This window comes from Brevundimonas albigilva, from assembly GCF_023503965.1.
Taxonomy (GTDB): Bacteria; Pseudomonadota; Alphaproteobacteria; order Caulobacterales; family Caulobacteraceae; genus Brevundimonas; species Brevundimonas albigilva.
The window spans coordinates 3,141,419-3,165,169 of the sequence record NZ_CP097298.1 but is presented as its reverse complement, the minus strand read 5'-3'; the positions used below and the strand labels follow the sequence as shown (position 1 = coordinate 3,165,169).

The 23,751-nt window shown below is 68.4% G+C and carries 25 protein-coding genes and 2 pseudogenes; 15 read left to right on the top strand and 12 right to left on the bottom strand.

From position 1 onward, the window contains the following. Window positions 1-65 precede the first annotated feature (65 nt). The 7 genes and pseudogenes from MU852_RS16815 to MU852_RS16785 all read left to right on the top strand — a co-directional run bounded on the left by MU852_RS16815 (window position 66) and on the right by MU852_RS16785 (window position 4,225). Entirely contained in the window at window positions 66-656 is a 591-nt protein-coding gene (locus MU852_RS16815; protein ID WP_249750509.1) for a riboflavin synthase, read from the top strand. Continuing rightward, window positions 653-1,790, top strand: a pseudogene (gene ribB / locus MU852_RS16810) (3,4-dihydroxy-2-butanone-4-phosphate synthase). Before MU852_RS16815 ends, ribB begins: the two are co-directional and overlap by 4 nt. Then, complete coding sequence (ribH, locus tag MU852_RS16805; protein ID WP_249750508.1) at window positions 1,787-2,248, top strand: 6,7-dimethyl-8-ribityllumazine synthase; 462 nt, start codon at window positions 1,787-1,789, stop codon at window positions 2,246-2,248. Before ribB ends, ribH begins: the two are co-directional and overlap by 4 nt. Then, window positions 2,245-2,769, top strand: a complete 525-nt coding sequence (gene nusB, locus MU852_RS16800; protein ID WP_249750507.1) for a transcription antitermination factor NusB — start codon at window positions 2,245-2,247, stop codon at window positions 2,767-2,769. Before ribH ends, nusB begins: the two co-directional genes overlap by 4 nt. After that, complete coding sequence (locus tag MU852_RS16795) at window positions 2,769-3,338, top strand: AIR synthase related protein (protein ID WP_249750506.1); 570 nt, start codon at window positions 2,769-2,771, stop codon at window positions 3,336-3,338. The genes nusB and MU852_RS16795 overlap by 1 nt, the downstream gene beginning before the upstream one ends. Continuing rightward, a complete protein-coding gene (locus MU852_RS16790; protein ID WP_249750505.1) occupies window positions 3,245-3,757 on the top strand; it encodes a thiamine-phosphate kinase in 513 nt (170 codons plus the stop codon). Before MU852_RS16795 ends, MU852_RS16790 begins: the two co-directional genes overlap by 94 nt. Before the next feature lie 42 nt (window positions 3,758-3,799). Then, window positions 3,800-4,225: a hypothetical protein gene (locus MU852_RS16785; protein ID WP_249750504.1), complete on the top strand. Its 426-nt coding sequence runs from the start codon at window positions 3,800-3,802 to the stop codon at window positions 4,223-4,225. Between the two features lie 8 nt (window positions 4,226-4,233). Here the strand turns inward: MU852_RS16785 and MU852_RS16780 are convergent, their stop codons facing one another. Then, window positions 4,234-4,815 (bottom strand): class I SAM-dependent methyltransferase, encoded by a 582-nt coding sequence (locus MU852_RS16780; RefSeq protein ID WP_249750503.1) that lies wholly within the window; start codon window positions 4,813-4,815, stop codon window positions 4,234-4,236. Between the two features lie 361 nt (window positions 4,816-5,176). Here MU852_RS16780 and hemB point away from each other — a divergent pair, with 361 nt between their 5' ends. Together hemB and MU852_RS16770 are read left to right on the top strand one after the other, a co-directional pair. Further along, window positions 5,177-6,175: a porphobilinogen synthase gene (hemB, locus tag MU852_RS16775; protein WP_249750502.1), complete on the top strand. Its 999-nt coding sequence runs from the start codon at window positions 5,177-5,179 to the stop codon at window positions 6,173-6,175. A 92-nt stretch (window positions 6,176-6,267) separates the two neighbouring features. Beyond that, on the top strand, window positions 6,268-6,474 hold the full coding sequence (locus MU852_RS16770) for an alkylphosphonate utilization protein (RefSeq protein WP_249751987.1): 207 nt from the start codon (window positions 6,268-6,270) through the stop codon (window positions 6,472-6,474). 3 nt (window positions 6,475-6,477) lie between these two features. On the opposite strand, the gene MU852_RS16765 is transcribed toward MU852_RS16770, so the two are convergent. After that, complete coding sequence (locus MU852_RS16765) at window positions 6,478-7,344, bottom strand: NAD(P)-dependent oxidoreductase (RefSeq protein ID WP_249750501.1); 867 nt, start codon at window positions 7,342-7,344, stop codon at window positions 6,478-6,480. Window positions 7,345-7,460: 116 nt separating this feature from the next. On the opposite strand from MU852_RS16765, the gene MU852_RS16760 reads away from it, so the two are divergent. Further along, on the top strand, window positions 7,461-8,360 hold the full coding sequence (locus tag MU852_RS16760; protein ID WP_249750500.1) for a flagellar motor protein MotB: 900 nt from the start codon (window positions 7,461-7,463) through the stop codon (window positions 8,358-8,360). Window positions 8,361-8,474: 114 nt separating this feature from the next. Next, entirely contained in the window at window positions 8,475-9,212 is a 738-nt protein-coding gene (locus MU852_RS16755) for an arginyltransferase (RefSeq protein ID WP_249750499.1), read from the top strand. Window positions 9,213-9,230: 18 nt separating this feature from the next. Here MU852_RS16755 and parC read toward each other — a convergent pair whose 3' ends face one another. Beyond that, window positions 9,231-11,444, bottom strand: coding sequence for a DNA topoisomerase IV subunit A (parC, locus tag MU852_RS16750; RefSeq protein WP_249750498.1), 2,214 nt, complete (start codon window positions 11,442-11,444; stop codon window positions 9,231-9,233). Window positions 11,445-11,607: 163 nt separating this feature from the next. On the opposite strand from parC, the gene MU852_RS16745 reads away from it, so the two are divergent. Both MU852_RS16745 and MU852_RS16740 read left to right on the top strand, forming a co-directional pair. Beyond that, window positions 11,608-12,939 (top strand): chloride channel protein, encoded by a 1,332-nt coding sequence (locus tag MU852_RS16745; RefSeq protein WP_249750497.1) that lies wholly within the window; start codon window positions 11,608-11,610, stop codon window positions 12,937-12,939. 52 nt (window positions 12,940-12,991) lie between these two features. Next, window positions 12,992-14,719: a cytochrome c biogenesis protein DipZ gene (locus MU852_RS16740; RefSeq protein ID WP_249750496.1), complete on the top strand. Its 1,728-nt coding sequence runs from the start codon at window positions 12,992-12,994 to the stop codon at window positions 14,717-14,719. 63 nt (window positions 14,720-14,782) lie between these two features. Here the strand turns inward: MU852_RS16740 and clpX are convergent, their stop codons facing one another. Then, window positions 14,783-16,051, bottom strand: a complete 1,269-nt coding sequence (gene clpX, locus MU852_RS16735; protein ID WP_249750495.1) for an ATP-dependent Clp protease ATP-binding subunit ClpX — start codon at window positions 16,049-16,051, stop codon at window positions 14,783-14,785. A gap of 293 nt (window positions 16,052-16,344) precedes the next feature. Here clpX and MU852_RS16730 point away from each other — a divergent pair, with 293 nt between their 5' ends. Further along, entirely contained in the window at window positions 16,345-16,878 is a 534-nt protein-coding gene (locus MU852_RS16730; RefSeq protein WP_347342406.1) for an HAD-IB family hydrolase, read from the top strand. A gap of 55 nt (window positions 16,879-16,933) precedes the next feature. Here MU852_RS16730 and MU852_RS16725 read toward each other — a convergent pair whose 3' ends face one another. From MU852_RS16725 to MU852_RS16690, 8 genes and pseudogenes are all read right to left on the bottom strand, one after another. After that, window positions 16,934-17,575 carry an ATP-dependent Clp protease proteolytic subunit gene (locus MU852_RS16725; RefSeq protein WP_249750494.1) on the bottom strand — a complete coding sequence of 214 codons (642 nt, stop codon included), beginning with the start codon at window positions 17,573-17,575 and terminating at the stop codon, window positions 16,934-16,936. 103 nt (window positions 17,576-17,678) lie between these two features. Beyond that, on the bottom strand, window positions 17,679-18,653 hold the full coding sequence (locus MU852_RS16720) for a hypothetical protein (protein ID WP_249750493.1): 975 nt from the start codon (window positions 18,651-18,653) through the stop codon (window positions 17,679-17,681). 54 nt (window positions 18,654-18,707) lie between these two features. Beyond that, entirely contained in the window at window positions 18,708-19,337 is a 630-nt protein-coding gene (locus tag MU852_RS16715) for a hypothetical protein (protein ID WP_249750492.1), read from the bottom strand. Window positions 19,338-19,405: 68 nt separating this feature from the next. Further along, on the bottom strand, window positions 19,406-19,585 hold the full coding sequence (locus tag MU852_RS16710; RefSeq protein ID WP_249750491.1) for a hypothetical protein: 180 nt from the start codon (window positions 19,583-19,585) through the stop codon (window positions 19,406-19,408). Between the two features lie 99 nt (window positions 19,586-19,684). Then, window positions 19,685-21,028 (bottom strand): trigger factor, encoded by a 1,344-nt coding sequence (tig, locus tag MU852_RS16705; protein ID WP_249750490.1) that lies wholly within the window; start codon window positions 21,026-21,028, stop codon window positions 19,685-19,687. Between the two features lie 147 nt (window positions 21,029-21,175). After that, the gene (recO, locus tag MU852_RS16700) at window positions 21,176-21,907 is read right to left on the bottom strand and encodes a DNA repair protein RecO (protein WP_249750489.1); all 732 of its coding nucleotides are present in this window, start codon (window positions 21,905-21,907) and stop codon (window positions 21,176-21,178) included. Between the two features lie 67 nt (window positions 21,908-21,974). After that, window positions 21,975-22,406 (bottom strand): annotated as a pseudogene (locus MU852_RS17610) (nuclear transport factor 2 family protein); the annotation flags it as partial. Between the two features lie 20 nt (window positions 22,407-22,426). Then, window positions 22,427-23,032, bottom strand: a complete 606-nt coding sequence (locus tag MU852_RS16690; protein WP_249750488.1) for a flavodoxin family protein — start codon at window positions 23,030-23,032, stop codon at window positions 22,427-22,429. 187 nt (window positions 23,033-23,219) lie between these two features. Between MU852_RS16690 and MU852_RS16685 the strand changes: the two genes are divergently transcribed. Beyond that, the gene (locus MU852_RS16685) at window positions 23,220-23,660 is read left to right on the top strand and encodes a VOC family protein (protein ID WP_249750487.1); all 441 of its coding nucleotides are present in this window, start codon (window positions 23,220-23,222) and stop codon (window positions 23,658-23,660) included. Window positions 23,661-23,751: the final 91 nt, after the last annotated feature.

Here is a 23,751-nt window from a genome sequence, read left to right as displayed (position 1 = left end):
GGTCGATTTCATACCTTTCACACTATTCACACCCTGTTTTTCGCGGCCGAAGGGGGCCGAGCGTAATGTTCACCGGCATCGTCACCGACATCGGCCGCGTCCGCGACGTCACCCAGACCGAGCGCGACCGCCGCTACGAGATCGAGACCGCCTGGGACACGGCCGGCATCGACCTGGGCGCCTCGATCAGCCATGCGGGCTGCTGCCTGACGGTGGTGGAAAAAGGCCCCGGCTGGTTCGCTGTGGAGGTGTCGAACGAGACCCTGTCCAAGACCACGCTCGGCGCCTGGAAGGCCGGCGACGGCGTCAATCTGGAACGGGCCGCGAAGCTAGGCGACGAAATGGGCGGCCACGTCGTCTCGGGCCATGTGGACGGGCTGGGCCGGATCGTCTCGATCACGCCTGAGGGCGGCTCGCACCGTATAGAGGTCGAGGCCCCCGCCCCGCTGCATCGCTATATCGCCGCCAAGGGCTCCATCACCGTCGACGGCGTGTCCCTGACGGTGAACGCGGTCCAGGACCGCGTCTTCTCCCTGAACATCATCCCGCATACGTGGGAGGCGACGACGCTGGGACGCCTGAATCCGGGCGATCCGGTCAATCTGGAGATCGACATGCTGGCGCGATACCTCGCGCGGTGGCAGGAGACGGCATGATGCAGCTTGCAGCCAGTAATATGAACGACAGCCCGATCAGCCCCATCGAGGACATCCTGGAGGACGCCCGCAACGGCCGGCCCTACATCCTGGTGGACGCCGAGGACCGCGAGAACGAGGGCGACATCATCATCCCGGCCCAGTTCGCCACGCCGGACCAGATCAACTTCATGATCCGCCAGGCGCGAGGCCTGGTCTGTCTGGCCCTGACGGCCGAGCGCGCCCAGCAGCTGCGCCTGCCGCCGATGGCCGCCGACAATCGAGAGCATGAAGACCGCCTTCACCGTCTCGATCGAGGCCAAGGAGGGGGTCACGACCGGGATCTCGGCGGCGGACCGCTCGCGCACCATCCATGTCGCCACCGACGCCTCCAAGGGCATGGACGACATCGTCTCGCCCGGCCACATCTTCCCCCTGGTGGCGCGCGACGGCGGCGTCCTGGTCCGCGCGGGCCATACCGAGGCGGCCGTGGACATCAGCCGCATGGCCGGCCTGACCCCCGCCGGGGTGATCTGCGAGATCATCAAGGACGACGGCACGATGGCGCGGATGCCCGACCTGGTCGCCTTCGCCCAGCTGCACGGGCTGAAGATCGGCACCATCGCCGACCTGATCGCCTATCGCCGCCGCACCGAGCGGTTCGTCGAACGCATCATGGACACCCCGTTCGAGAGCGTCCACGGCGGCCCGTTTCGCATGATGCTCTACAAGAACACCATCGAGGGGGCCGAGCATGTGGCCCTTGTCCACGGCCGGATCGAACCGGGCAAGCCGACCCTGGTGCGGATGCACCAGGTCGATTTCGCCTGCGACATGCTGGGCCACGTCGAGCGGCGCCAGGACTATGTGCCCAAGGCCCTGCGCCAGATCACCGATCACGACGGCGCCGGCGTCGTCGTCTTCCTGCGCGATCCGTCGCTGACCTCGCTGGCCGAGCGGCTGGCGGGCGCGGACAAGCCGGCGGCGGTCGATCGGTCGCTGCGGGCCTACGGGGTCGGCGCGCAGATCCTGCTGGACCTGGGCGTTCGCGACATGATCGTGATGAGTTCGACGCGGCCCGAGCCGACGGCGCTTGAGGGCTACGGCCTGCGCATCGTCGGCTGGCGCGACATGGACGGAGAGGACCAGAAGTGAGAGACGCCCCGCGCATCCTGATCGTCGAGGCGCGCTTCTACGACGACCTGGCCGACGCCCTGCTGGAGGGCGCCAAGGAAACGCTGAAGGCGCACGGCGCCGACTTCGACGTCGTCACCGTGCCCGGCGCCCTGGAGATCCCGACCGCCATCGCCATGGCCGACGAGGCCGGCCGCTATCCGACCGCCCCGCGTTACGACGGCTTTGTCGCCCTGGGCTGCGTGATCCGCGGCGAGACCTATCATTTCGAGATCGTCTCGGACCAGTCGGCCGCCGGGATCATGCAACTGGGCGTCAAGGGCCTGGCCATCGGCAACGGCATCCTGACGACCGAGGACGAGGATCAGGCCTGGGCTCGCGCGCGGCTGTCCGAAGGCGACAAGGGCGGCGGCGCGGCGAAAGCCTGCCTCGACCTCATTGCATTGCGCCGTCGGTTGCGCTTAGGCCTCGGCGCATGACCGAACCGAACAGCCTGAAGTCCGTCCTCGAACAATTGGCCGAGGCCGAAAGACAGCGCGCCGAGCCGCAGTTGACCTCCAAGCAGCGCCGCGCCCGCACCGTGGCGCGCCTGGCCGCCGTCCAGGCCCTGTACCAGATGGAGCTGGCCGGCGAGGGCGTGGAGACGGTGATCGCCGAGTTCGCCAACCATCGCTTCGACGCCGACATCGAGGGCGAGGCCCTGGCCGAGGCCGACGAGGCCTATTTCGCCGAGATCGTTCGCGGCGTGGTCGAGAACCAGCGCGAACTCGACGCCGCCATCAAGGCGCGCCTGGCCTCGAACTGGCGGCTGGAGCGGCTGGACGCCACCCTGCGCGCCCTGCTCCGCTCGGGCGCCTGGGAGCTGCTGAAACAGCCCGACACCCCGCGCGAGGTGGTGATCGACGAATATGTCGAACTGGCCAAGGCCTTCTTCGACGACGCCGAGGCCCGGTTCGTCAACGCCGCCCTGGACGGCGTCGCCCGCGACGCCCGCGCCTGATGCCGGCCCTCGACGTCGCGGGCGAGTTCGAGACCATCGACACGCTCCTGGCGCCGCTGGCTCATCCCGAATGGGCGCGGGGCCTGCGCGACGACGTCGCGGCCCTGCCCTCGCGCCCCGGCTTCGACCTGGTCCTGACCAAGGACGCCATCGTCGAGGGGGTGCATTTCCTGCCCGACGACCCGCTGGACGCCGTGGCCCGCAAGCTGTTGCGGGTGAACCTGTCGGACTTGGCCGCCAAGGGCGCGGAGCCCTTCGGCTATCTCCTGGCCTGCCAGTGGTCGGAGCGCTGCGGCTGGCCCGAGCGCCAGGCCTTCGCCGCCGGCCTGGCCGAGGACCAGGCGACGTTCGGCGTGCATCTGCTGGGCGGCGACACCGTCTCCACCCCCGGCCCGGCCGCCTTCTCCCTGACCGCCCTTGGATGGACGCCGGCGGGCCGAACCGCCCCCGCTCGGGCGCGCGCCCCGGCGACCTGGTGTTCGTCACCGGTCATATCGGCGACGGGCGGCTGGGGCTGCGCGCCGCGCGCGGAGAGCTGTCGCTGGACCCCGAGCGGCTGGACGCCCTGATCGCCCATTACCGCACCCCGGTCCCGCGCCTGGACTTCGCCGAGATGGTCCGCGACCACGCCACAGCGGCGATCGACGTCTCGGACGGCCTGGCCGCCGACCTGGCCCATATCGCCCGCGCCAGCGGCGTCGAGGTGCGGCTGAACCTGAACGTCCTGCCCCTGTCCGCCGCGGCCCAGGCCTGGTTCGCCGATCGGGTCGACCCGCAACTGTCCCTGGAAGAGTTGGCTGCGGGCGGCGACGACTACGAGATCGCCTTCACCGCCGACCCGCGCGACGAGGACCTGCTGCGCCGCGAGGCCGAGCGCCGGCTGGTCCGCCTGACCCTCATCGGCCAGGTCGCCGCCGGAGAGGGCCTGACCGTGACCTACGACGGCCGCCCCATCACCCTTGCGCGCGCGGGCTGGACCCACGGCTGAGCGGAAAGGGAATCCTAACCCGGACGTGGCATGGAAAGGCCCATGAACCGTCGCGCCCTCTTCGCCGCAGCCGGCCTGGCCCTGGCCGCCGCCCCGGCCCGCGCCTCCTCGCCCAAGGCCGGATCGGCCGAGGCCCCCGCGCTCGGCGTCGCCGGCGTCGGCCTGCCGGTGATCGAGGGCGGGCGGCTGCGCAACTACGTCTTCGTCTCGCTGCGCCTGCACCTGGGCGCGGGCAAGACCGTGGAGCAGATGCGGCCCAAGGAGGCCTTCTTCCGCGACGCCCTGGTCAAGGCCGCGCACCGCACCCCCTTCACCGTGCCGGGCGACTGGACGCGGCTGGACGAGCGCGCCCTGTCCAACGCCCTGGTCGCGGCCGCCGCCGGCATATCGGGCCGGGGCTCGGTGACGCGGGTGGAGGTGGTCGCCCAGAACCCGCGCCGCCGGTCGGGAATGCCGACCGCCCGCTGAACCGGCGCTCAGCCCGGCTTGCGGAACCGATAGACGAACTGGTCGGTGCGGCCCCGGATGCCCTCGTCGAACACATTCAGGCTGTGGTCGTCGGCGGCGTTCGCCACCGCGCGGCTCTCGCCCTCGAAGACGAACCCGGCCGCCTCGACCTCGCGACGCAGATAGTCGCCTTCGATCCGATGCAGCGTCGAAACCGCCGAGACGCCGGTTCCCGGCGCGGCCTGGTGGTCGATGACGACGTAGCGGCCGCCCGGCTTCAGCGCCGCGAACACCGCCGCGTTCATTCGCGCCACGTCCGTTTCGAAGCGGGGAATGTGGAAGTCGTGATACTCCTGGCTCATGAACACCAGGTCCAGCGGCTCGTCGAACGTCATCGCGTCCAGCGCGCCGTTGACGCGGCTGACGTTGGGATAGGCCTGGGCCAGGGCGTCCGCGCCGGGATTTTCGCGCTCCGCCGTGCGGTTGGGCACGAAGGCGTAAACGTGGCCGTTGGGGCCGGCGACGTCGGCGAACAGGCGGGTGAAGTAGCCGGCGCCCGGCCGGATGTCGGCGATGCGGTCGCCCGGCGCCACCTGGGCGAAGGCCAGCATCTCGGCCGGATGTCGCAGCGGATCGCGCGCGGTCTCCTCGGCCGGGCGGCGCGGATCGGCGACGGCCTCCTGATAGAGGACCGCGAAACTGGCCTGGGGCGGGCATGGCCGCCGACGCGCCCGATGTCACGACCGTCCGCTCTCCCCCCTCGGAGGCGATGACGATGCAGCCCGACAGGGCGGCGCCCACCAGCGCGACGGCCGCCGCGACGCCCAGACGATGGATCATGATCTCTGTCCTCCCGGCGCGGCGCGCGCCTTCTCCTGCATAGCAGATCGGCGCGGAAAGGATCCGATGCAAGACGCGATTTGCACTGGCGCGGCGTCGGGCTTAGTCCAGCACCCGAATTCGAGGTCCGCCATGCTCCCCTTCCAACCCGCCCCCTTCCCGCTGGCCCGTCCACGCCGGCTCCGGTCCAGTCCCTGGATCCGTCGCCTGGTCGCGGAGACGATGCTGACCCCCGCCGACCTGATCTGGCCGCTGATCGTCCACGACGGCGCCGAGGACCGCGCGCCCGTCGCCTCCATGCCCGGCGTCTTCCGCCTGTCGCCCAAGGCGGCGGCCAGGGCGGCGGTCGAGGCGCGCGACCTGGGCATTCCGGCCGTGGCGCTGTTTCCCAACGTCGGCGGGGAGAAGGACAATGTCGGGACGGGCGCGACCGATCCGGACGGCCTGATCCCCGACGTCATTCGCGCCATCAAGGACGCCGCGCCCGAGATCGGCGTCATCACCGACGTGGCGCTGGACTGCTACACCGACCACGGCCACGACGGGGTCATGGAGGACGGCCGGATCGTCAACGACGCCACCCTGGAGCGCCTGGCCGAACAGGCCTTCATCCACGCCCACGCCGGCGCCGACGTCGTGGCGCCGTCGGACATGATGGACGGACGCATCCAGGCCGTGCGCGAGGCGCTGGAGGCCAACGGCTTCCAGGACACGCTGATCCTGGCCTATGCGGCCAAATACGCCTCCTGCTTCTACGGGCCTTATCGCGACGCGGTAGGATCGTCCAAGTCCCTGACCGGCGACAAGAAGACCTATCAGATGGACTACGCCAACGCCGACGAGGCGCTGAAGGAAGTCGCGATGGACCTGTCGGAGGGCGCCGACGCCGTGATGGTCAAGCCGGGGACGCCCTATCTCGACGTCGTGCGGCGGGTGTCGGAGACCTTCCGCGTGCCGACCTTCGCCTATCAGGTGTCGGGCGAATACGCGATGATGCGCGCCTCGATCGCCAACGGCTGGCTGGAAGAGGATCGCGCGATCCTGGAGACGCTGCACGGCTTCAAGCGCGCGGGCGCGGCGGGCGTGCTGACCTATTTCGCGCCCCAGGCGGCGCGGCTTCTGGGAGCCTGAGGGTGAGCGACGACTACGTGTACGACGAAGCGACCGGCGAGTGGCTGAGCCCCGCCGAAGCCGCCGAGAAGGCCGCCGCCACGACGCCGAAGGTGGTGGATTCCGTCGGCAACGAACTGAACGACGGCGACGCCGTCACCCTGATCAAGGACCTGACGGTCAAGGGCGCGGGCCAGACGCTGAAGCGCGGGACCGTCATCCGATCGATCCGCCTGACCGGCGACGATCAGGAGATCGACTGTCGCCATCCGACCATCAAGGGCCTGGTCCTGCGCGCGGAGTTCGTGCGCAAGGTCTGAGGCTCAGGCGCCGTCCGGTCCCGGCAGGCGCGCCTTGAGGCTGGAGGTGTCCCAGCGGTTTCCGCCCATCGCCTGGACCTCGGCGTAGAACTGGTCGACCAGGGCGGTCAGGGCCAGGCGCGCGCCGTTGGACCGCGCCTCGTCCAGCACCAGGCCCAGGTCCTTGCGCATCCAGTCGACGGCGAAGCCGAAGTCGAACTCGCCCCGCGCCGCCGTCTTCCACCGGTTGTCCATCTGCCAGCTCTGCGCCGCGCCCTTCGACACGGCGTCATAGGCCTTGTCCGTATCCAGGCCCGCGACCTGGGCGAAGTGCACCGCCTCGGCCAGGCCTTGCACCACCCCGGCGATGGCGATCTGGTTGACCATCTTGGTCAGCTGGCCCGAGCCCGCCGGCCCCATGTGCTGGATCGCCTTGGAATAGGCCTTCAGGGCCGGTTCGGCCTTGGCCAGGGCCTCGGCGTCGCCGCCGGCCATGACGCTGAGCTGTCCGTTTTCGGCCCCCGCCTGCCCGCCGGAGACGGGGGCGTCCACGAAGGCGACGCCGAATTCGGCGGCCTGCTGGGCCATCTCGCGCGCGATCCTGGCCGACGTCGTCGTGTGGTCGACGATGACGGCGCCGGACGCCAGCACGGGCAAGGCCTCGGCGACGACCGCGCGCACGTCGTCGTCGTTTCCGACGCACAGGATGAACAGATCCGCGCCCTGCGCCGCCTCGACAACCGTCGCCGCGAAGCGCCCGCCCGTCCCTTCCGCCCAGGCCTGCGCCTTGGCCGCAGAGCGATTGTAGCCCGCCACCTGATGACCGGCCTCGACCAGATGCCGGGCCATCGGCGCGCCCATGACCCCCAGGCCGGCGAATGCGATCTTCATGACAGGCTCCCGTGTTCGCCGCCGGACTAGGCCGGTCCTCCCGCGCGAGCAAGGGAAAGGACGCCTTAACCCTTATCCGCGCCATGATGCGGCGCAGAATTCAGGGGTGCGTGCCGATGTCCGTGAGCGATCGTCCGATCCTCATCAAGAAGGTGAAGAAGGGCGGCGGCCACGGCCACCACGGCGGCGCGTGGAAGGTCGCCTATGCGGACTTCGTCACCGCGATGATGGCCTTCTTCCTGCTGATGTGGCTGGTCAATGCGACCGACCCGGAACAGAAGAAGGGCATTGCGGAATATTTCGCCCCCGCCAGCGTGTCCGAGACGACGTCCGGGTCGGGCGGCATCCTGGGCGGCACCGCGCTGGGCGACGACGGCCCCAAGAGCTCGGGCTCCATGTCCGTGATCGAGCAGTTGGCGCCCGAGGCGCCGCCCGACGCCACCCAGGCCGGCCCCAGTTCCAACCTGTCCTCGGCCAGCGACGCCGCCCTGGAGGCGGAAATGCGCCGTCGCGAGGCCGACCAGTTCGCCAGCGCCGCGGAATCCCTGCGTCAGGCGATGCAGTCCATGCCGGAGCTGGCCGAACTGTCGAAGCAGCTGATCGTCGACCAGACGCCCGAGGGGCTTCGCATCCAGCTGGTCGACCAGGAAGGCCGGTCGATGTTCGACAACAACTCGGCCCAGCCGAACGCGCGCGCCCAGGTGTTGCTGCGGGCGGTGGCGCGGGTCATCAACCAGTTGCCGAACCGGATTTCGATCACCGGGCACACCAGCGCCGTCGCCGGCTCGGGCCGCGCCAGCGGCCCCGGCGACTGGACCCTGTCGTCGGCGCGCGCCAACGCCTCGCGTCTGGTCCTCCAGGGCGCCGGCGTCGACCCCGACCGCGTCTATTCGGTGGCAGGCAAGGCCGGCTCGGATCCGCTCTATCCCGACGACCCCAGCCTGGCCGGAAACCGCCGCATCTCGATCGTGCTGCTGCGGGAAGCGCCGGTGCTGCCGATGGACACCTCGCTGTGATCGCCGGCGGCTGTGGCGCCCGTGCGCTTGCGGCCGGGCGGCGAATGCCGCCAAATCGCGGGATGCACGTTGCATCGTCGCAATATTGGCATGATCGGATGCGGACCTGAGGCCGTGACGCAACACGTACCGACCCGGCAACTTCGATTCTTCATGACCTCGGTCGCGCCGTGCCCGTATCTGCCCGGCCAGACCGAGCGCAAGGTGTTCGCCAACCTGCCCTTCTCGGACGGCGCCCACGTCAACGACGAGCTGACGATCGCGGGCTTTCGCCGCAGCCAGAACATCGCCTACCGCCCGGCGTGCGAGGCGTGCGATGCGTGCGTTTCCGTGCGCATCCCGGTGGCCGACTTCGCCTTCTCCCGCTCCCAGCGCAAGGTGCTGGCCCGCAACGACGACCTGTCGCGCAATCTGGTCGAGGCCGAGGCGACGACCGAGCAGTTCCAGCTGCTGCGCCGATATCTGACCGCGCGTCATCCGCAGGGCGGCATGAGCGACATGGGCTGGCTGGACTATGTCGCCATGGTCGAGGACACGGCCGTGCGCACCCACCTGATCGAATACCGCCTGCCGTCGACCGATGGCGGGCCTGGCGACCTGGCGGCCGTAACCCTGACCGACCTGCTGCGCGACGGCCTGTCGATGGTCTACAGCTTCTACGATCCGACGATGGATCGACGCAGCCTGGGTCGGTTCGCCATCCTGGACCATGTCCGTCAGGCGGAGCAGGTCGGCCTGCCCTTCGTGTACCTGGGCTATTGGGTCCAGGGGTCCGAGAAGATGAACTACAAGGCCGAGTTCCGGCCGATGGAGGCGCTGCGCCCTCTGGGCTGGATGCGGCTGGAGCGCTGATCCTCTCCGACGCCGCCTCTACCTGAACTTGCGCAGTCCGCGCGGGCCCTGGCGTCCGGCGCCGGCGCGCTTGCCCAGCCAGTCCTTCCAGTCGGGCCAGTTGCGACGACGGCCGCCGCCGTCGACCCATTCCGGCCCCGCCTCGGCGTTGAACACGGCGACGTCGGCCAGGCCCCCCTGCTTGAAGTTCTGCAGCTTAACCCCCTTGCCGCGCCCCATCTCGGGCAGTTCGGCCAGCGGGAAGATCAGGGTCTTGATGTTCTCGCCGATGGCGGCGACGTGGTCGGCCGCCGGGGATTGCGGGATGCGCAGCATCGCCAGCATCTCTCCGTTCAGCACCTGCTTGCCGCCGCGCTTCTGGGCCAGAAGATCGTCCTCGGGCGCCACGAAGCCGTAGCCGGCCTTTGACGCGATCAGCAGCTTGGCCCCCGGCTGGTGCGCCACCAGGTTCACGATCTGGGCGCTTTCGTCCAGGTCGATCATCAGGCGCAACGGCTCGCCATGGCCGCGGCCGGACGCCAGCTTGTCTGCGCCGATGGTGAAGATGCGTCCGTCAGACGCCCCGACCAGCAGCTTGTCCGTCGTATAGGCGGGCGCCAGGAAGGCCAGTTGGTCGCCCTCCTTGAACTTCAGCTCCGACGGGTCGTCGACCTTGCCCTTGGCGGCGCGGATCCAGCCGCGCTCGGACAGGATGACGGTGATGGCCTCGCGCGGGATGAAGGCCTCGGGCGCCACGAAGGCCGACGCATCCACCGCCTCGGCGATGGTGGTGCGGCGCGGCGAGACCAGCGCCTTGCGCACGGCCTCCAGCTCCTTGGAGATCGCCTTCCACTGCTTGCCTTCCGACGAGGTCAGCGCCTTCAGCTGCGCCAGTTCCTCGGAGAGTTCCTTGAACTCCTTTTCGATGGTCATCTCTTCCAGCCGCGCCAGTTGGCGCAGCCGGGTGTCCAGGATGAAGTCGGCCTGAAGCTCCGACAGGCCGAAGCGCGCGATCAGCACCGCCTTGGGCTGCTCTTCCTCCCGGACGATGCGGATGACCTCGTCAAGGTTCAGGAAGACGATCCGCAGGCCTTCCAGCAGGTGCAGCCGCTTCTCGACGCGTGCGATGCGCCATTGCGAACGGCGGTTCAGGACCTCGCGGCGATGGTCCAGGAAGGCGCGCAGACAGTCCTTCAGCCCCATGACGCGCGGGGTGCCGCTGGCGTCCAGCACGTTCATGTTGATGGGGAAGCGGACCTCCAGATCGGACAGCTTGAACAGGCTCTCCATAAGCATCTCGGGCTCGATGGCGCGGTTCTTGGGCTCCAGGATCAGGCGGATGTCCTCGGCCGACTCGTCGCGCACATCGCCCAGCAGGGGCGCCTTCTTGTGTTCGATCAGGTCCGCCAGACCCTCGATCAGCTTGGACTTCTGCACCTGGTAGGGCATCTCGGTGACGACGATGCGCCACACGCCGCGCCCCAGGTCCTCCGTCTCCCAGCGCGCGCGCAGCCGCACCCCGCCGCGACCGGTCTCGTAGGCGTCGAGGATCGAGGCCGCGCCCTCGACCGACACCCCGCCCGTGGGGAAGTCCGGCCCCGGAACCCTCTGCACCAGGTCTTCGGTCGTCGCCTCGGGCCGGTCCAGCAACAGCTGGCAGGCGTCCAGCAATTCGCCGACGTTGTGGGGCGGAATCGACGTCGCCATGCCCACGGCGATGCCCGACGAGCCGTTCGCCAGCAGGTTCGGGAAGCCGGCCGGCAGGACAACGGGTTCCTCGTCCTGGTCGTCGTAGGTGGCGCGGAAATCGACGGCGTCCTGATCGATCCCGTCCAGCAGCAGGACGGCGGCGGGCGTCAGCTTGCACTCGGTGTAGCGCATGGCGGCGGCGCTATCGCCGTCGATGTTGCCGAAGTTGCCCTGCCCGTCGACCAGCGGATAACGCTGGGCGAAGTCCTGGGCCAGGCGCACCAGGGCCTCGTAGATCGAGGCGTCGCCGTGCGGGTGGTATCCGCCCATCACCTCGCCGACGACCTTGGCGCATTTGCGCGCCGCCGCCTGCGGGTTCAGCCGCATCTGGTGCATGGCGTAGAGGATGCGCCGGTGAACCGGCTTGAACCCGTCGCGCACGTCCGGCAGGGCGCGGTTGGTGATGGTCGACAGGGCGTAGGCCAGATAGCGGCGGCTGAGCGCCGTCTCCATCGGCTCTTCGATGATGCGACCGCCTTCCGGCGGCGGGGCGTGGATCGTCATGGCTCTGCGAATCGGGGATCGGAAGCCGATAGTCTAGCCCCCGCGGCCGGCGATGGGGCGGCAAACTGTGGGGAAGGCGGCGCCCGCGCAACGGGTCTCCCATTTGCCCTGAGCCGCCTGAGGGGTTAGGCCCGGACCGCTCCCGCTGAACGAAAGAGCAAGAATGGCCTCCCCCACCCGCGCGGCCCTGCACGCCGCCTGGCGCGAACACATCGGTCCCGTGTGGAAAAGCCGGCTGGCGGCCGGCGGCGGCGCGGTCGGGGTGGGCCTGTTCGCCTGGTTCTTCGCCAACGCCGCGGACGAGGCGCAGCATCTGTTCGCCGGCATGACCCAGGCCTGGCCCTATGCGCCGCTGATCGTCACCCCGGCGGGCTTCGTGCTGCTGGCCTGGCTGACGCGGCGCTATGCGCCGCTGGCGCGCGGATCGGGCATTCCCCAGATCATCGCCGCGGCGCGCCATGTCGACAACGGACGCACCGGCGGCCTGGTGTCGATCCGGACCGGCGCCTTCAAGACCTTCGCCACCCTGGGGGCGCTTCTGGTCGGGGGTTCGGTGGGCCGCGAGGGGCCGACCGTGCAGTTGGGCGCCTCGATCATGGTGGCGACCCACCGGCTGCTGAGGGTGCCCGTCAACGGCGCGGTCATCATCGCCGGCGGCGCGGCGGGCGTCGCGGCCGCGTTCAACACCCCCATCGCGGGCGTGGCCTTCGCCCTAGAGGAGCTGGCCTCGGCGTACGAGCAGCGGATGACCCTGCTGGTGATGGCGGCGGTGGTCATCGCCGGCCTGGTGCCGCTGAGCCTGGCGGGCGACTACGTCTATTTCGGCGTGGTGCGCGAGGTCGTTTCCGGCGTGAAGGCTCTGCCCATCGCCCTGGTGGTCGGCGTCGTGGGCGGGGTTGCCGGCGGCCTGTTCTCGCGGATATCGCTGCGGCTGCTGGCGGCGGGCTCGCCGTTGGGGCGGCGACCGGTGTTGACGGCCCTGGTCTGCGGCCTGGTCGTCGCCGCGATCGGCGTGCTGACCGGCCTGACCTGGGGCACCGGCTACGAAGCGGCGCGGACGCTGGTGGAGGGCGAGGCCCAGCCGTTCTGGTTCGCGCCCGCGAAGTTCGTCTCCACCTTGGCCTCCAGCCTGTCGGGCGCGCCAGGCGGGGTGTTCGCCCCCTCCCTGTCGGTCGGGGCGGGGCTGGGCGGCCTGATGTCGAACCTGTTTCCCGACGACAGCCGCAGCGCCATCGTGCTGCTGGGCATGATCGCCTATTTCGTCGGCGTGGTGCGCGCGCCCCTGACGGCGGTGGTCATCATCTCCGAGATGACCGCCAATCGCGGCATGATCCTGCCGCTGTTCGCCGCCGCCGTCGTCGCCGACGTGGCCGCGCGCCTGGTCTGCAAGCAAAGGCTCTATCACGGCCTGGCGCAGGCGTTCACGCCGCCCCGGCCCGAGCCGGAGCCGACGGCGAAGAAGGACGCGCCGGACGCCGCGCCCGGCGCGGGGTAACCGATCCGCCCTTCCGTTCGTATCTAGACGGATAGTCCTTGGAAGGCGCGCGATGATCCTGTTCCTGTTGTCCTACCTCGCCGGCGTCCTGACCATCGTCAGCCCCTGCATCCTGCCCGTTCTGCCGTTCGTCTTCGCCCGCGCCGACAAGCCCTTCATGCGCAACGGCTTTCCGTTGCTGGTCGGGATGGCGCTGACCTTCGCGGGAGTCGCCACCCTGGCGGCGCTGGGCGGCGGCTGGGCGGTGCGCGCCAACGAAGCCGGCCGCTGGATCGCCCTGGCGGTGATGGCCGTCCTGGGGCTCAGCCTGCTGCTGCCCGCCCTTGGCGACCGTCTGATGCGCCCCCTCGTCTCCCTGGGCTCCTGGCTGACGGAAAGGGCCGAACGGCGCACGGGCGAAGAAGGCGACGTGCGCGCCTCTCTTTTGCTGGGCGTGGCCACGGGCCTGTTGTGGGCGCCCTGCGCGGGCCCGATCCTGGGGCTGATCCTGACCGGCGCGGCCTTGCAGGGCGCGGGCGTTGGGACCACGGCGCTGCTGCTGGCCTACGCCGCCGGGGCCGCCACCTCCCTGGCCCTGGCCCTGCTGGTCGGCGGCCGGGTGTTCCGGGCCATGAAGGGGGCGCTGGGCGCGGGCGAATGGATCCGCCGGGGCCTGGGCGCCCTGGTCCTGGTCGGCGTCGCGGTCATCGCCCTGGGCCTGGACACCGGCCTTCTGACCCGGGTGTCGGCGGCGGGCACGGGGCGGGTCGAGCAGGCGCTGCTGACGCGCATCGGCGCCGGCGTTCCGACCAACGCGGCGCCGGCCGACTTGGCCGACCTGCCTATCGAGGGAACCATGCCGCCGCTGACGGGCGCCACGACCTGGCTGAACTCGCCGCCGCTGACGACCCAGCAGCTTCGCGGCAAGGTGGTGGTGGTCGACTTCTGGACCTACTCCTGCATCAACTGCCTGCGTTCCATCCCCTATGTGAAGGCCTGGGCCGAGAAATATCGCGACCAGGGCCTGGTCGTGATCGGCGTTCACACGCCCGAGTTCGCCTTCGAGAAGTCGCAGGCCAATGTGCGTCGCAACGTGGAGCGGCTGGGCGTGACCTATCCGGTCGCCATGGACAACGACTACGCCATCTGGCGGGCGTTCAGGAACAACTACTGGCCGGCGCACTATTTCATCGACGCCCAGGGCCGCATCCGCCATCACCATTTCGGCGAGGGCGACTATGAGGGCTCCGAACGGGTGATCCAGCAACTGCTGAAGGAGGCGGGCGCCCAGGTGGACGCCTCGACCGTTCAGGTGAAGACGGCGGGCGCGGAAATGGCCGCCGACTTCGCGCAGGTCGCCTCGCCCGAAACCTATGTCGGCTATGCGCGCGCCGAGAACTTCCGCTCGCCCGGCGGCCTGGCCCGCGACATCGTCAAGACCTATCAGCCCGCCTCGCTGGCCCTGAACGACTGGAGCCTGGCCGGCGACTGGCGCGTGACGCGCGAACACGCCGATCTGCAGACCGCCGGCGGTCGGGTCGCCTTCCGATTCAAGGCGCGCGACCTGCATCTGGTCATGGCCCCCGCGACAGCGGGCGCGACGCCGCAGTTCCGGGTGCGCATCGACGGCCGGTCCCCCGGCGCTGACGCCGGCTCGGACATCGACGCCCAGGGCGCCGGCCGCATCGACGGCGAGCGCCTGTATCAGCTGGTGCGGCAATCGGGGCCGGTGCGCGAACGCACCTTCGAGATCGAATTCCTCGATCCCGGCGTCCAGGTCTTCGCCTTCACCTTCGGCTAGAAACGAAGAAGGGCGCGGCCGAAACGACCGCGCCCCTCAAGATCATCGTGCGGAACGCCGCAATCAGGCGGCGCCGTCGGCCTTCTTCTTGGAGGCTTCCGAATAGATCAGCAGCGGCTGGGCCTTGCCGTCGATCACCTCGGCGTTGACCACCACCTCTTCGACGCCCTCGAACGTCGGCAGTTCGAACATGGTCTCCAGCAGGATGCCTTCCAGAATCGAACGCAGGCCGCGCGCGCCGGTCTTGCGCTTGATGGCCTTGGCCGCCACCGCCGACAGGGCGTCTTCGGTGAAGGTCAGTTCGACATTCTCCATCTCGAACAGGCGCTTGTATTGCTTGACCAGGGCGTTCTTGGGCTCGGTCAGGATGGTGACCAGGGCCGTCTCGTCCAGGTCCTCCAGCGTCGCCAGCACGGGCAGACGGCCGATGAACTCGGGAATCAGGCCGAAGCGCATCAGGTCGTCCGGCTCGACCTGCTTGAGGATTTCGCCCGTGCGACGCTCGTCGATCTCCTTGACCTTGGCGCCGAAGCCGATCGAGGCCCCCTCGCCGCGCGCCGAGATCACCTTCTCCAGGCCGGCGAAGGCGCCGCCGACGATGAACAGGATGTTGGCGGTGTCGACCTGCAGGAATTCCTGCTGCGGATGCTTGCGCCCGCCCTGCGGGGGCACGGAGGCGACGGTGCCTTCCATGATCTTCAGCAGGGCCTGCTGCACGCCCTCGCCCGACACGTCGCGGGTGATCGAGGGGTTGTCGGACTTGCGCGAAATCTTGTCGATTTCGTCGATGTAGACGATGCCGCGCTGCGCCCGTTCGACGTTGTAGTCGGACGCCTGCAGCAGCTTCAGGATGATGTTCTCGACGTCCTCGCCCACGTAACCGGCTTCGGTCAGGGTCGTGGCGTCGGCCATGGTGAACGGCACGTCGATGATGCGCGCCAGCGTCTGGGCCAGCAGCGTCTTGCCCGAGCCGGTCGGCCCGATCAGCATGATGTTCGACTTGGCCAGTTCGACGTCGTTGTTTTTCGTCGCGTGGTTCAGGCGCTTGTAGTGGTTGTGGACGGCGACGCTCAGCACCTTCTTGGCGTGGGCCTGGCCGATGACATAATCGTCCAGGACGTCGCGAATTTCCTTCGGCGAAGGCACGCCGTCGGACGTCTTCTTGAACCCGATCTTGTGCTCTTCGCGGATGATGTCCATGCACAGTTCGACGCATTCATCGCAGATGAACACGGTCGGTCCGGCGATGAGCTTGCGCACCTCATGCTGGCTCTTGCCGCAGAAGGAACAATACAGGGTGCTCTTGGCGTCGGTGCCGGCTGCTTTGGTCATAGACCCTTCTCACTCCCGCGATACGCCCCGACATGGGGCGAAACGCGCTTCCCTCGCGTTGATTCGATGATCATGAACGCGAAGGTCTTCAAAAAATGACAATCACCCATCCCTCGTTCCACCACAACCCCGTTGAAGACACGGGGCGGTCGCGGCCTTGGGATGTTTCAGTTTCCACGGGGATCACGGCGAATGTCTGACATGGGGATTCCAGGGGCGGTTCGCCAGCCGCGTTCGATCGTCGCCTTCGATTTCGACGGCACGCTGACGATCGCGACAGCTTCACCGAGTTTCTGCGCTGGCGGGCCGGCCCGGGCGGCTGGGCCCTGGGACTGGTCAGGATGGCGCCGGCGGTGGCCCTCTACGCCCGCGATCGCGACCGGGGACGCATCAAGGCGGCGTCGGTGAAGGAGTTCCTGCGCGGCGTCACGCGCCAGACCCTTGCAGCGGACGCCGAGCGCTTCGCCGACCAGGCGTGGGATCGCTTCATGCGGCCCGACGCCTTGCGCGCCTGGGACGACTGGGGCCGGCGCGGCGCCCTTCGCGTCATCGTGACCGCCTCGCCCGAGACGACCGTGGCGCCCTTCGCCCAGCGACTGGGCGCGGACGCGCTCCTGGGCACGCAACTGGTGTTCGACGCCGAAGGCCGGGTCACCGGCGCCTTCGCCACCCAGAACTGTCGCGGCGAGGAGAAGGTGCGTCGACTCCGCGCGGCCTACGGCGACGACGTTCGCCTCGCGGCCGCCTATGGCGACACCTCCGGCGACACCGAGATGCTGGCGATCGCCGACGCGCCGGGATTTCGCGTGTTCAGAGAGCGCCCCTGACGACGAAGGGCCCGGCGTCGCCGCCGGGCCCCGTCCGTCCTGCTGGTCGCAATGATCAGACGGTCTTCACGCCGTCCGCATCGGCCTGCTCGCGACGATCGTAGACGTGGTCGACGATGCCCCAGGCCTTGGCTTCTTCGGCGCTCATGAAGTGGTCGCGATCCAGCGTCTTCTCGACCTCTTCATAGGTCCGGCCCGTGTGGTGGACATAGATCTCGTTCAGCCGCTTCTTGGTGTAGCGGATGTCCTCGGCGTGGCGCTCGATGTCCGAGGCCTGGCCGCGGAAACCGCCCGAGGGCTGGTGCACCATGACCCGCGCGTTCGGCAGGGCGATGCGCTGGCCCGCCTCGCCCGCCGTCAGGATCAGGGAGCCGGCCGACGCCGCCATGCCCATCACCACGGTCGACACCGGGCTCTTGATGTATTGCATGGTGTCGTAGATCGCGAGCGCCGAGGTCACCTGACCGCCGGGGCTGTTGATGTACATGCTGATTTCCTTCTTCGGATTCTCCGACTCCAGGAACAGCAGCTGGGCGCAGATCAGCGACGCCATGCCGTCCTCGAATGGCCCGGTCAGGAAGATGATCCGCTCGCGCAGCAGGCGCGAAAAGATGTCGAACGAACGCTCGCCCCGGCTGGATTGCTCCACCACCATGGGCACGAGGTTGGATTGAAGATAATCGATGGGATCGCGCATTCAGGCCTTCTCGGGATGCATAGGGGCGGCCGCGACTCGAAAGCCGCGTCTCGTTGCCTTCTCATATCGCGTTCCGCCGCCTAGGCCGCAAGGCGTCGACAGTTTATTGGTCCGCCTGCGCGGTTCGAGCGTCACGCGAAAGGGCTCTCTGCATCGACCGAGCAATCTCCCGCTCCTGCCAGCCGGCGTGCAGAGCATCGCGTTTCGCGGAATAGACGCCGTCCAGGTAAGCGCGATCCCATGTCGTCAAACCTTCGACAGAAACCCTCGTTTCTTCGTCTTGAAAAAGATTCAGGACGGTATTCAGCCCGCTGACGTCGGCATTCGGCTCCAAGCGGGCGAGGGCGATCATGGCGATATAGTCGCCAAGGGCATTGATGCCGACCCGGCCGACCTCTCGGGTATCGAGCACCACGATAGCGCCGGCGATGTTGGTGACGGAGCCTCGTGACAAGATGTTTCCGCCATACCCGCCGCCCACGGGCGCTCCCGTGCCAGAGAGCCCATGGTCAGTCGCGCCAGGTCCTGCATTGGCAGGTGTCGCGCTCCAGCTCATCCCAGCGAAAACACCTGTTTCCGCACGACTGATGTGCCACCAACGCGCGGGTTGTCGGGGCGCAAGGAAGGCGGCTCGCCGTTCGCGGGCACGCCATGATTGATCACGACCGCCAAAGAGGCGCGGCTCCATTTCGACCAACTCTGAGGCCACGCGATCAGCACCGTCTGCAGCGATGACTAGAATGTTGGCCTGGCAGCCCGGCTCCCCGACTTGAAGGCCCAAAGACAGAGCGAGCCCGGCGATACGGTCATTGATCGCCTGCGCTTGGGTCGCCGGCAGATTGACGATCCCAGGACAAACCTTGCCATTGAACTGGGCAACCTGTCCCTGATAGCCCGGGGAGGCGGTGACCGCCCGAACGAAATTGTCGATCACATCCCCTCGGGCGCGTGCTCTGACATCGATGGACGGAAGTTCGGTGACTGCGTCATCGTCAGGCGAGGGAGGCTCTTGCTGCAGGGCGGCCGCAGGCTGCGCCAGGAGAATAGCCAGAACAGAAAATGCAACCCAATGCTTCATCGGATACCTCCCTGACGATCATGAGGCATCAGAGATGCTTTGTCTATTGCCTTGCTAGTCTCGAGCCCGGACGCCACGCAACATTCGATTGGCGATATCGCGCTGTTGCAACCATTGCGATCTCGTATCGGCGTCGCCGGAATAGACGGCCCGCAAATAGGCTTCGTCCCAACCCGTCATCGACAGCGGCCTTTGAGCCGGCGGCGTGTCAAACAGCGAAAGCACGGTGTCGAGTCCAGCTAGGTCGGCGTCTGGCGACAGCCGCGCCAAGGCTGTCATCGCCACATAGTCGCCAAGCGCCTCAAGCGTCACGGGTCCTGTGCGGCGCGTGTCAACCAGGATGATAGCGCGGAAGATGTCGGTTTCGTAAGCGGCGCGCAATCTCGATCCGCCGTCGTGACCCATCTCGTCGCGTTCCGTCAGATGCCACCACCGCACGGCGCGACCCGAACGCTGGAATTCGGCGAGCAAGTCCGGTCCTCGCTCCTGATAGGCAACGTGATATTGGAATGTGAGCTTGTGCCGCGCCACCAAGTCCGCAGCCAGTTTGTCGGAGTCATCTGTGACCACCACGACCACATTGGGATGACACCCGGGCCTCCCGACCTGTAGGCCGACAAGCAGGGCGGCCCGAGCAACCCGGTCATTCACAATCTGCGCCTGCGCCGCAGGCAACCCGATCACGCCCGCGCAGATACGTCCGTCAAAGCGCGCGATCTGACCATTCCGCTCATGAACCGCAGAGATGTCGCCTACAAAGCTCCCACAATGTCAGACAGGTGTCGAGTGCCGTCCACAATGATGGGATCAAGATCGGTGACCTGACCGGGCGCCTCCAGGGTTTCGGAAGCCGTGGGCGCATTCTGCGCGCAGACGGATGTCGCGACGGCTGCGGCCGCCAAGAGCGCGGTGGAGAAAATCTTCAATTGCATGATCGACAACCCCTGGACGCCGCATCGAGCCACCGAAAACAGGCGGGAAAGTGTCCACTTTCCCGCCTGTCAATGAAGTTATCTTAATGATGCAGCGCTTTACGCCTCGTCTTCTTCCTTCAGCAGGTCTTCCTTGCTGATCGGCTTGTCGGTGACGTCGGCGACGCCGACGATCAGGTCGACGACCTTTTCCTCATAGATCGGCGCGCGCATCTGGGCGGCGGCGTTGGGGTTCTGGCGGTAGAAGTTCAGGACGGCCTGCTCTTGGCCCGGATAGTTGCGGGCTTCCTGCAGGATGGCGGCGTTCAGCTCCTGGTCGGTGACCTGGACGTTGTTGGCGCGGCCGATTTCGGCCAGCACCAGGCCCAGGCGCACGCGGCGCTCGGCGATCTTGCGGTATTCGGCCTTCAGGTCGTCGTCGGACTTCTTGGCGTCCTCTTCCGGCAGGCGACCGGCGGCCTTGTCGGCCTCGACCTGTTGCCAGATGCCGTCGAACTCGGCCTCGACCATCTTGGGCGGCAGCGGGAAGTCGTGGGCCTCGTCCAGCTGGTCCAGCAGGGCGCGCTTCAGCTTGAAGCGGGCGGCGCCGGCGTACTGCTGGTTCAGGTTCTGGCTCAGCAGTTCCTTCAGCTTGTCCAGCGATTCCAGGCCGATGCGCTTGGCGAAGTCGTCGTCGACCTTGGATTCGGCCTCGGCCTTGATCGCCTTCACCTTGATGTCGAAGGTGGCCGTCTTACCGGCCAGGTGGGCGGCCTGGTAGTTTTCCGGGAAGGTGACCTCGATGGTCTTTTCCTCGCCGACCTTGGCGCCGGTCAACTGTTCTTCGAAGCCGGGAATGAAGCGGCCCGAGCCGATCACCAGGTCCGCGTCCTCGGCGGCGCCGCCTTCGAACGGCTCGCCGTCCAGCTTGCCCAGGAAGTCGATCGTCAGCTGGTCGCCCTCGGCGGCCTTGACGGTCTTGCCCTTCTTGTCCTCGTAGGTCTTGGCCTGGCCGGCCAGTTCCGTCAGCGCCTCGTCCAGGTCGGCGTCGGACGCCTCGTAGGTCGGGCGCTCCAGCTTCAGGGTCTTGGGATCGACCGGGGTGAAGTCCGGCATGATCTCCAGCGACATCTCATAGGCCAGGTCTTCCTCGCCCTTGATGACCTTGTCCATGTCGGAGGTCAGCTTCATCTCGGCCGGGGCGGCGGGACGGACCTTGGCCTCGTCCAGGGCCTTCTGGCTGGATTCGTTCAGCTCGGCGTTGATGATCTCGCCCATGAAGTCGCGGCCGAAGGTCTTCTTGACGTGGGCGGCCGGCACCTTGCCCGGGCGGAAGCCCTTCAGCTTCACCTGCGGGGCGACTTCCTTGACGCGGGCGTCGAGCTTCTCGTTCAGCTCCGCGACGGGGATGGTGACCGCGATCACGCGGCTGAGGCCTTCGTTCGACTTTTCGACGACTTGCATGGTCGGGATTCTGACGCTCTGGGGCGCATGGCCTGAGGGGTCGGCCGGCGCGAATGGATAAAGCAAGAAGGCCGCCCCTTGCGGAGCGGCGCCTCGAAGCCCGCCCTTATGTCGAGAAGGGCGCCAAAGGTCAACGGAGGCCCGCGATTACAGCCGCCCGGCCTCCGCCAGCCGGTCCAGCATCCAGACGCGCGCGGGCGGCAGGGGCCGGTTCTGCGGATGAAAGACGAACTGCTCCAGGAAATGGCCGGTCAGATCGAATCCCGCGCGCACGTCCCCCTCGACCAGTCCGGCCTGGGCGCCCAGCAGGAAGGGCGGCAGGGCCAGCATCTTGTCCGCATAGGGGGCGCCCGCGTCGCGGCTGACCGCCCGGCCCGTGCGGGGGCTGACGTAGATCAGGTCGTCCAGCACGCCCGTCGCGGCGCACCGCGACAGGTCCAGCCCGAATCCCAGGTCCTCCAGCAGCCCCATCTCGAAGCGCACGAAGATGGCGGGCCAGACGGCCGCCAGGGAAAAGGCGCCCATCAGGGCCTCGAACGCCAGGAAGACGCCGGGATGCGGCTCCCGCTCCGGCAGGGCCCCTTGCGCCACCGCCGCCGCGCCCGCCAGGCCCGTCAGGGCCAGCGGATCGTCGAACAGAGCGCTGGGTCCCTCGCCCACCGGCTCCAGCCGCGCGGACCCCAGGTGGTCGGCCGTGCGGGCGCGATAGTCGGCGACGACCCGCGCCCCCGGCTGCAGGAAGGGCCGCATCTTGCGCGACGCCCCGCCGGCGACATAGGCCGAGCGACGCCCGTGCGTCTCGGTCAGCAGGTCCGCGACCGCGCCAGTGTCGCCATGCGCCCGCGCGGACAGGACGAAGGCCTCCTCGTGGAAGTCCATCAGGGCGCTCGCCGGCCTCGCGGATGACGTCGACGACCGCCTCGGCCCGGTCGTTCGGCACGGCGAAGCTGAGGACGTATTGCTCGATCTTCCACACGCCGTCGCGGCGGCGCAGGACGCCGGACCCCCTCAGCACGCCATAGGCGTCGTGATCCAGGATCTCGTCGAACCAGGCCAGGTCGCCCGCGGTGGTCAACGCCCGCTCGCGCGGATGGTAGGTCCAGCCCCGTCCCCGGGCGAAGACGGGGTCGGCGTAGGCGTGGAATTGATCCAGGCTCCAGCGCTCCGACGCATCGGTCCCGATGAAGCGCGCATCGGGCGCGAACTGGGCGAAATAGGCCGCGCCGTCGCCCCGCGCGGCCGCCTGGTGCATCCGGTCCAGCGTCGCCGCCGCCTGCGAGGCGGCCTCGGCGAGGGCGATCCCGTCGCTGGGCGCCGACGGTCCTGTCGCGGGAACGGGAGACTGCAGGGCCAGGGCGGCGAGGAGAACGGCGATCATGGCCCCGTCTAGTCCTGTTCTCAGCTTTCGGGAACAGGATAGGTGTCGGGCCTCAGCACCTTGGCCAGGGCCAGCAGGTTGCGCGCGGCGTTGCGCCCGACCCGGTCGGAATAGTCGTGGCCCTGATCGGTCTCGACATAGTCGGGACCCGGCCCCGGCCCCAGGTGCCAGTAGGTCCAGCTCTGGCCCGGAATGGTGAAGCCCATGTCGATCAGCCCCTGGCAGACGGTGGCGACGATGTGGTGGGCGCCGTCCTCGTTGCCGGTGATGACCACGCCCGCGACCTTGCCGAAGGCGACCGGCCGGCCGGTGTCGTCGGTCTCCTCGAACAGGGCGTCCATCCGCTCCAGCGCGCGCTGGCAGACGCTGGACATCTGGCCCATCCAGGTTGGGGTGGCGAAGATCAGGATGTCGGCGGCCAGGATCTTGTCGTGCACCGCCGGCCAGTCGTCGCCCTCGCCTTCGTCGGTCTTCACGCCCGGCTTGATGTTCAGGTCGACCAGGCGGACCAGGTCGGTCTCGGCCCCCCCGTCCGCCAGTTCCTGCATGACGACGCGCGCCAGCGCCTCAGTGCTGGACGTCTCGGGCGAGGCTTTGAGGGTGCAGTTCAGGACCAGGGCTTTCATGGCGTTCCTTTCGGCGTTTCGCTGCCAACCCGCCGCGGAGGCGTCCGTTCCGCGCCGCCTTCGACGGGTCGGTCGAATCGCTGGCCGCCGACCGTTCTCCGAACACTCGGGAATCCGAGCGCCGGATGGTAAGCTGCAAGCCCGCGAACAGCCTGGCGCAGCGCCCGGCCGCCCGAAGGAGACGACCATGAAGATCGTGACCAGCCTGAGCTTTCAGGGCGAATGCCGCGAGGCGTTCGACTTCTACGCCAAGGTGCTGGGCGGCAAGGTGACCGCCTTCGCATTCCGCGACGTCCCCGGGGAGTCGCCCGTCGACCCCAAATACCAGGACTGGCTGATGCACGCCTGGCTGGAGTTCGGAGACCAGGCCTTGATGGGGGCCGACATGCCGCCCGAGGTCGCGCCCAATATCGACAAGCCCAAGAACGGCTTCGACGTCATGCTGCACACCGAGGACCTGGACGAGGCGAGGCGCGCCTTCGACGCCCTGGCCGAAGGCGGAAAGGTCGGCATGGCCTTCGGCGAGGCCTTCTGGTCGCCCGGCTATGGCAATCTGACCGACAAGTTCGGCGTGCCGTGGATGGTCAACACGAACGGAGGGCCGGATTGGAAGCCGTCCCAGGCCTGAGCGCGCATCGGCCGGACTCGACCAAGGTCGAATGGATCGGGGATACTGCGCCGCCTAGCACCGCCGCACTTAGGTCCTCCCCGACCGCAGC

What these genes read in the sequence shown, in the direction of transcription:
- MU852_RS16815 (WP_249750509.1), top strand. Translation starts at nt 66, where the DNA reads ATGTTCACCGGCATCGTCACCGACATCGGCCGCGTCCGCGACGTCACC.
- nusB (WP_249750507.1), top strand. Translation starts at nt 2,245, where the DNA reads ATGACCGAACCGAACAGCCTGAAGTCCGTCCTCGAACAATTGGCCGAG.
- MU852_RS16795 (WP_249750506.1), top strand. Translation starts at nt 2,769, where the DNA reads ATGCCGGCCCTCGACGTCGCGGGCGAGTTCGAGACCATCGACACGCTC.
- MU852_RS16785 (WP_249750504.1), top strand. Translation starts at nt 3,800, where the DNA reads ATGAACCGTCGCGCCCTCTTCGCCGCAGCCGGCCTGGCCCTGGCCGCC.
- MU852_RS16780 (WP_249750503.1), bottom strand. Translation starts at nt 4,815, where the DNA reads ATGCTGGCCTTCGCCCAGGTGGCGCCGGGCGACCGCATCGCCGACATC.
- hemB (WP_249750502.1), top strand. Translation starts at nt 5,177, where the DNA reads ATGCTCCCCTTCCAACCCGCCCCCTTCCCGCTGGCCCGTCCACGCCGG.
- MU852_RS16765 (WP_249750501.1), bottom strand. Translation starts at nt 7,344, where the DNA reads ATGAAGATCGCATTCGCCGGCCTGGGGGTCATGGGCGCGCCGATGGCC.
- MU852_RS16760 (WP_249750500.1), top strand. Translation starts at nt 7,461, where the DNA reads ATGTCCGTGAGCGATCGTCCGATCCTCATCAAGAAGGTGAAGAAGGGC.
- parC (WP_249750498.1), bottom strand. Translation starts at nt 11,444, where the DNA reads ATGACGATCCACGCCCCGCCGCCGGAAGGCGGTCGCATCATCGAAGAG.
- MU852_RS16745 (WP_249750497.1), top strand. Translation starts at nt 11,608, where the DNA reads ATGGCCTCCCCCACCCGCGCGGCCCTGCACGCCGCCTGGCGCGAACAC.
- MU852_RS16740 (WP_249750496.1), top strand. Translation starts at nt 12,992, where the DNA reads ATGATCCTGTTCCTGTTGTCCTACCTCGCCGGCGTCCTGACCATCGTC.
- clpX (WP_249750495.1), bottom strand. Translation starts at nt 16,051, where the DNA reads ATGACCAAAGCAGCCGGCACCGACGCCAAGAGCACCCTGTATTGTTCC.
- MU852_RS16725 (WP_249750494.1), bottom strand. Translation starts at nt 17,575, where the DNA reads ATGCGCGATCCCATCGATTATCTTCAATCCAACCTCGTGCCCATGGTG.
- MU852_RS16720 (WP_249750493.1), bottom strand. Translation starts at nt 18,653, where the DNA reads ATGAAGCATTGGGTTGCATTTTCTGTTCTGGCTATTCTCCTGGCGCAG.
- MU852_RS16710 (WP_249750491.1), bottom strand. Translation starts at nt 19,585, where the DNA reads ATGCAATTGAAGATTTTCTCCACCGCGCTCTTGGCGGCCGCAGCCGTC.
- tig (WP_249750490.1), bottom strand. Translation starts at nt 21,028, where the DNA reads ATGCAAGTCGTCGAAAAGTCGAACGAAGGCCTCAGCCGCGTGATCGCG.
- recO (WP_249750489.1), bottom strand. Translation starts at nt 21,907, where the DNA reads ATGGACTTCCACGAGGAGGCCTTCGTCCTGTCCGCGCGGGCGCATGGC.
- MU852_RS16690 (WP_249750488.1), bottom strand. Translation starts at nt 23,032, where the DNA reads ATGAAAGCCCTGGTCCTGAACTGCACCCTCAAAGCCTCGCCCGAGACG.
- MU852_RS16685 (WP_249750487.1), top strand. Translation starts at nt 23,220, where the DNA reads ATGAAGATCGTGACCAGCCTGAGCTTTCAGGGCGAATGCCGCGAGGCG.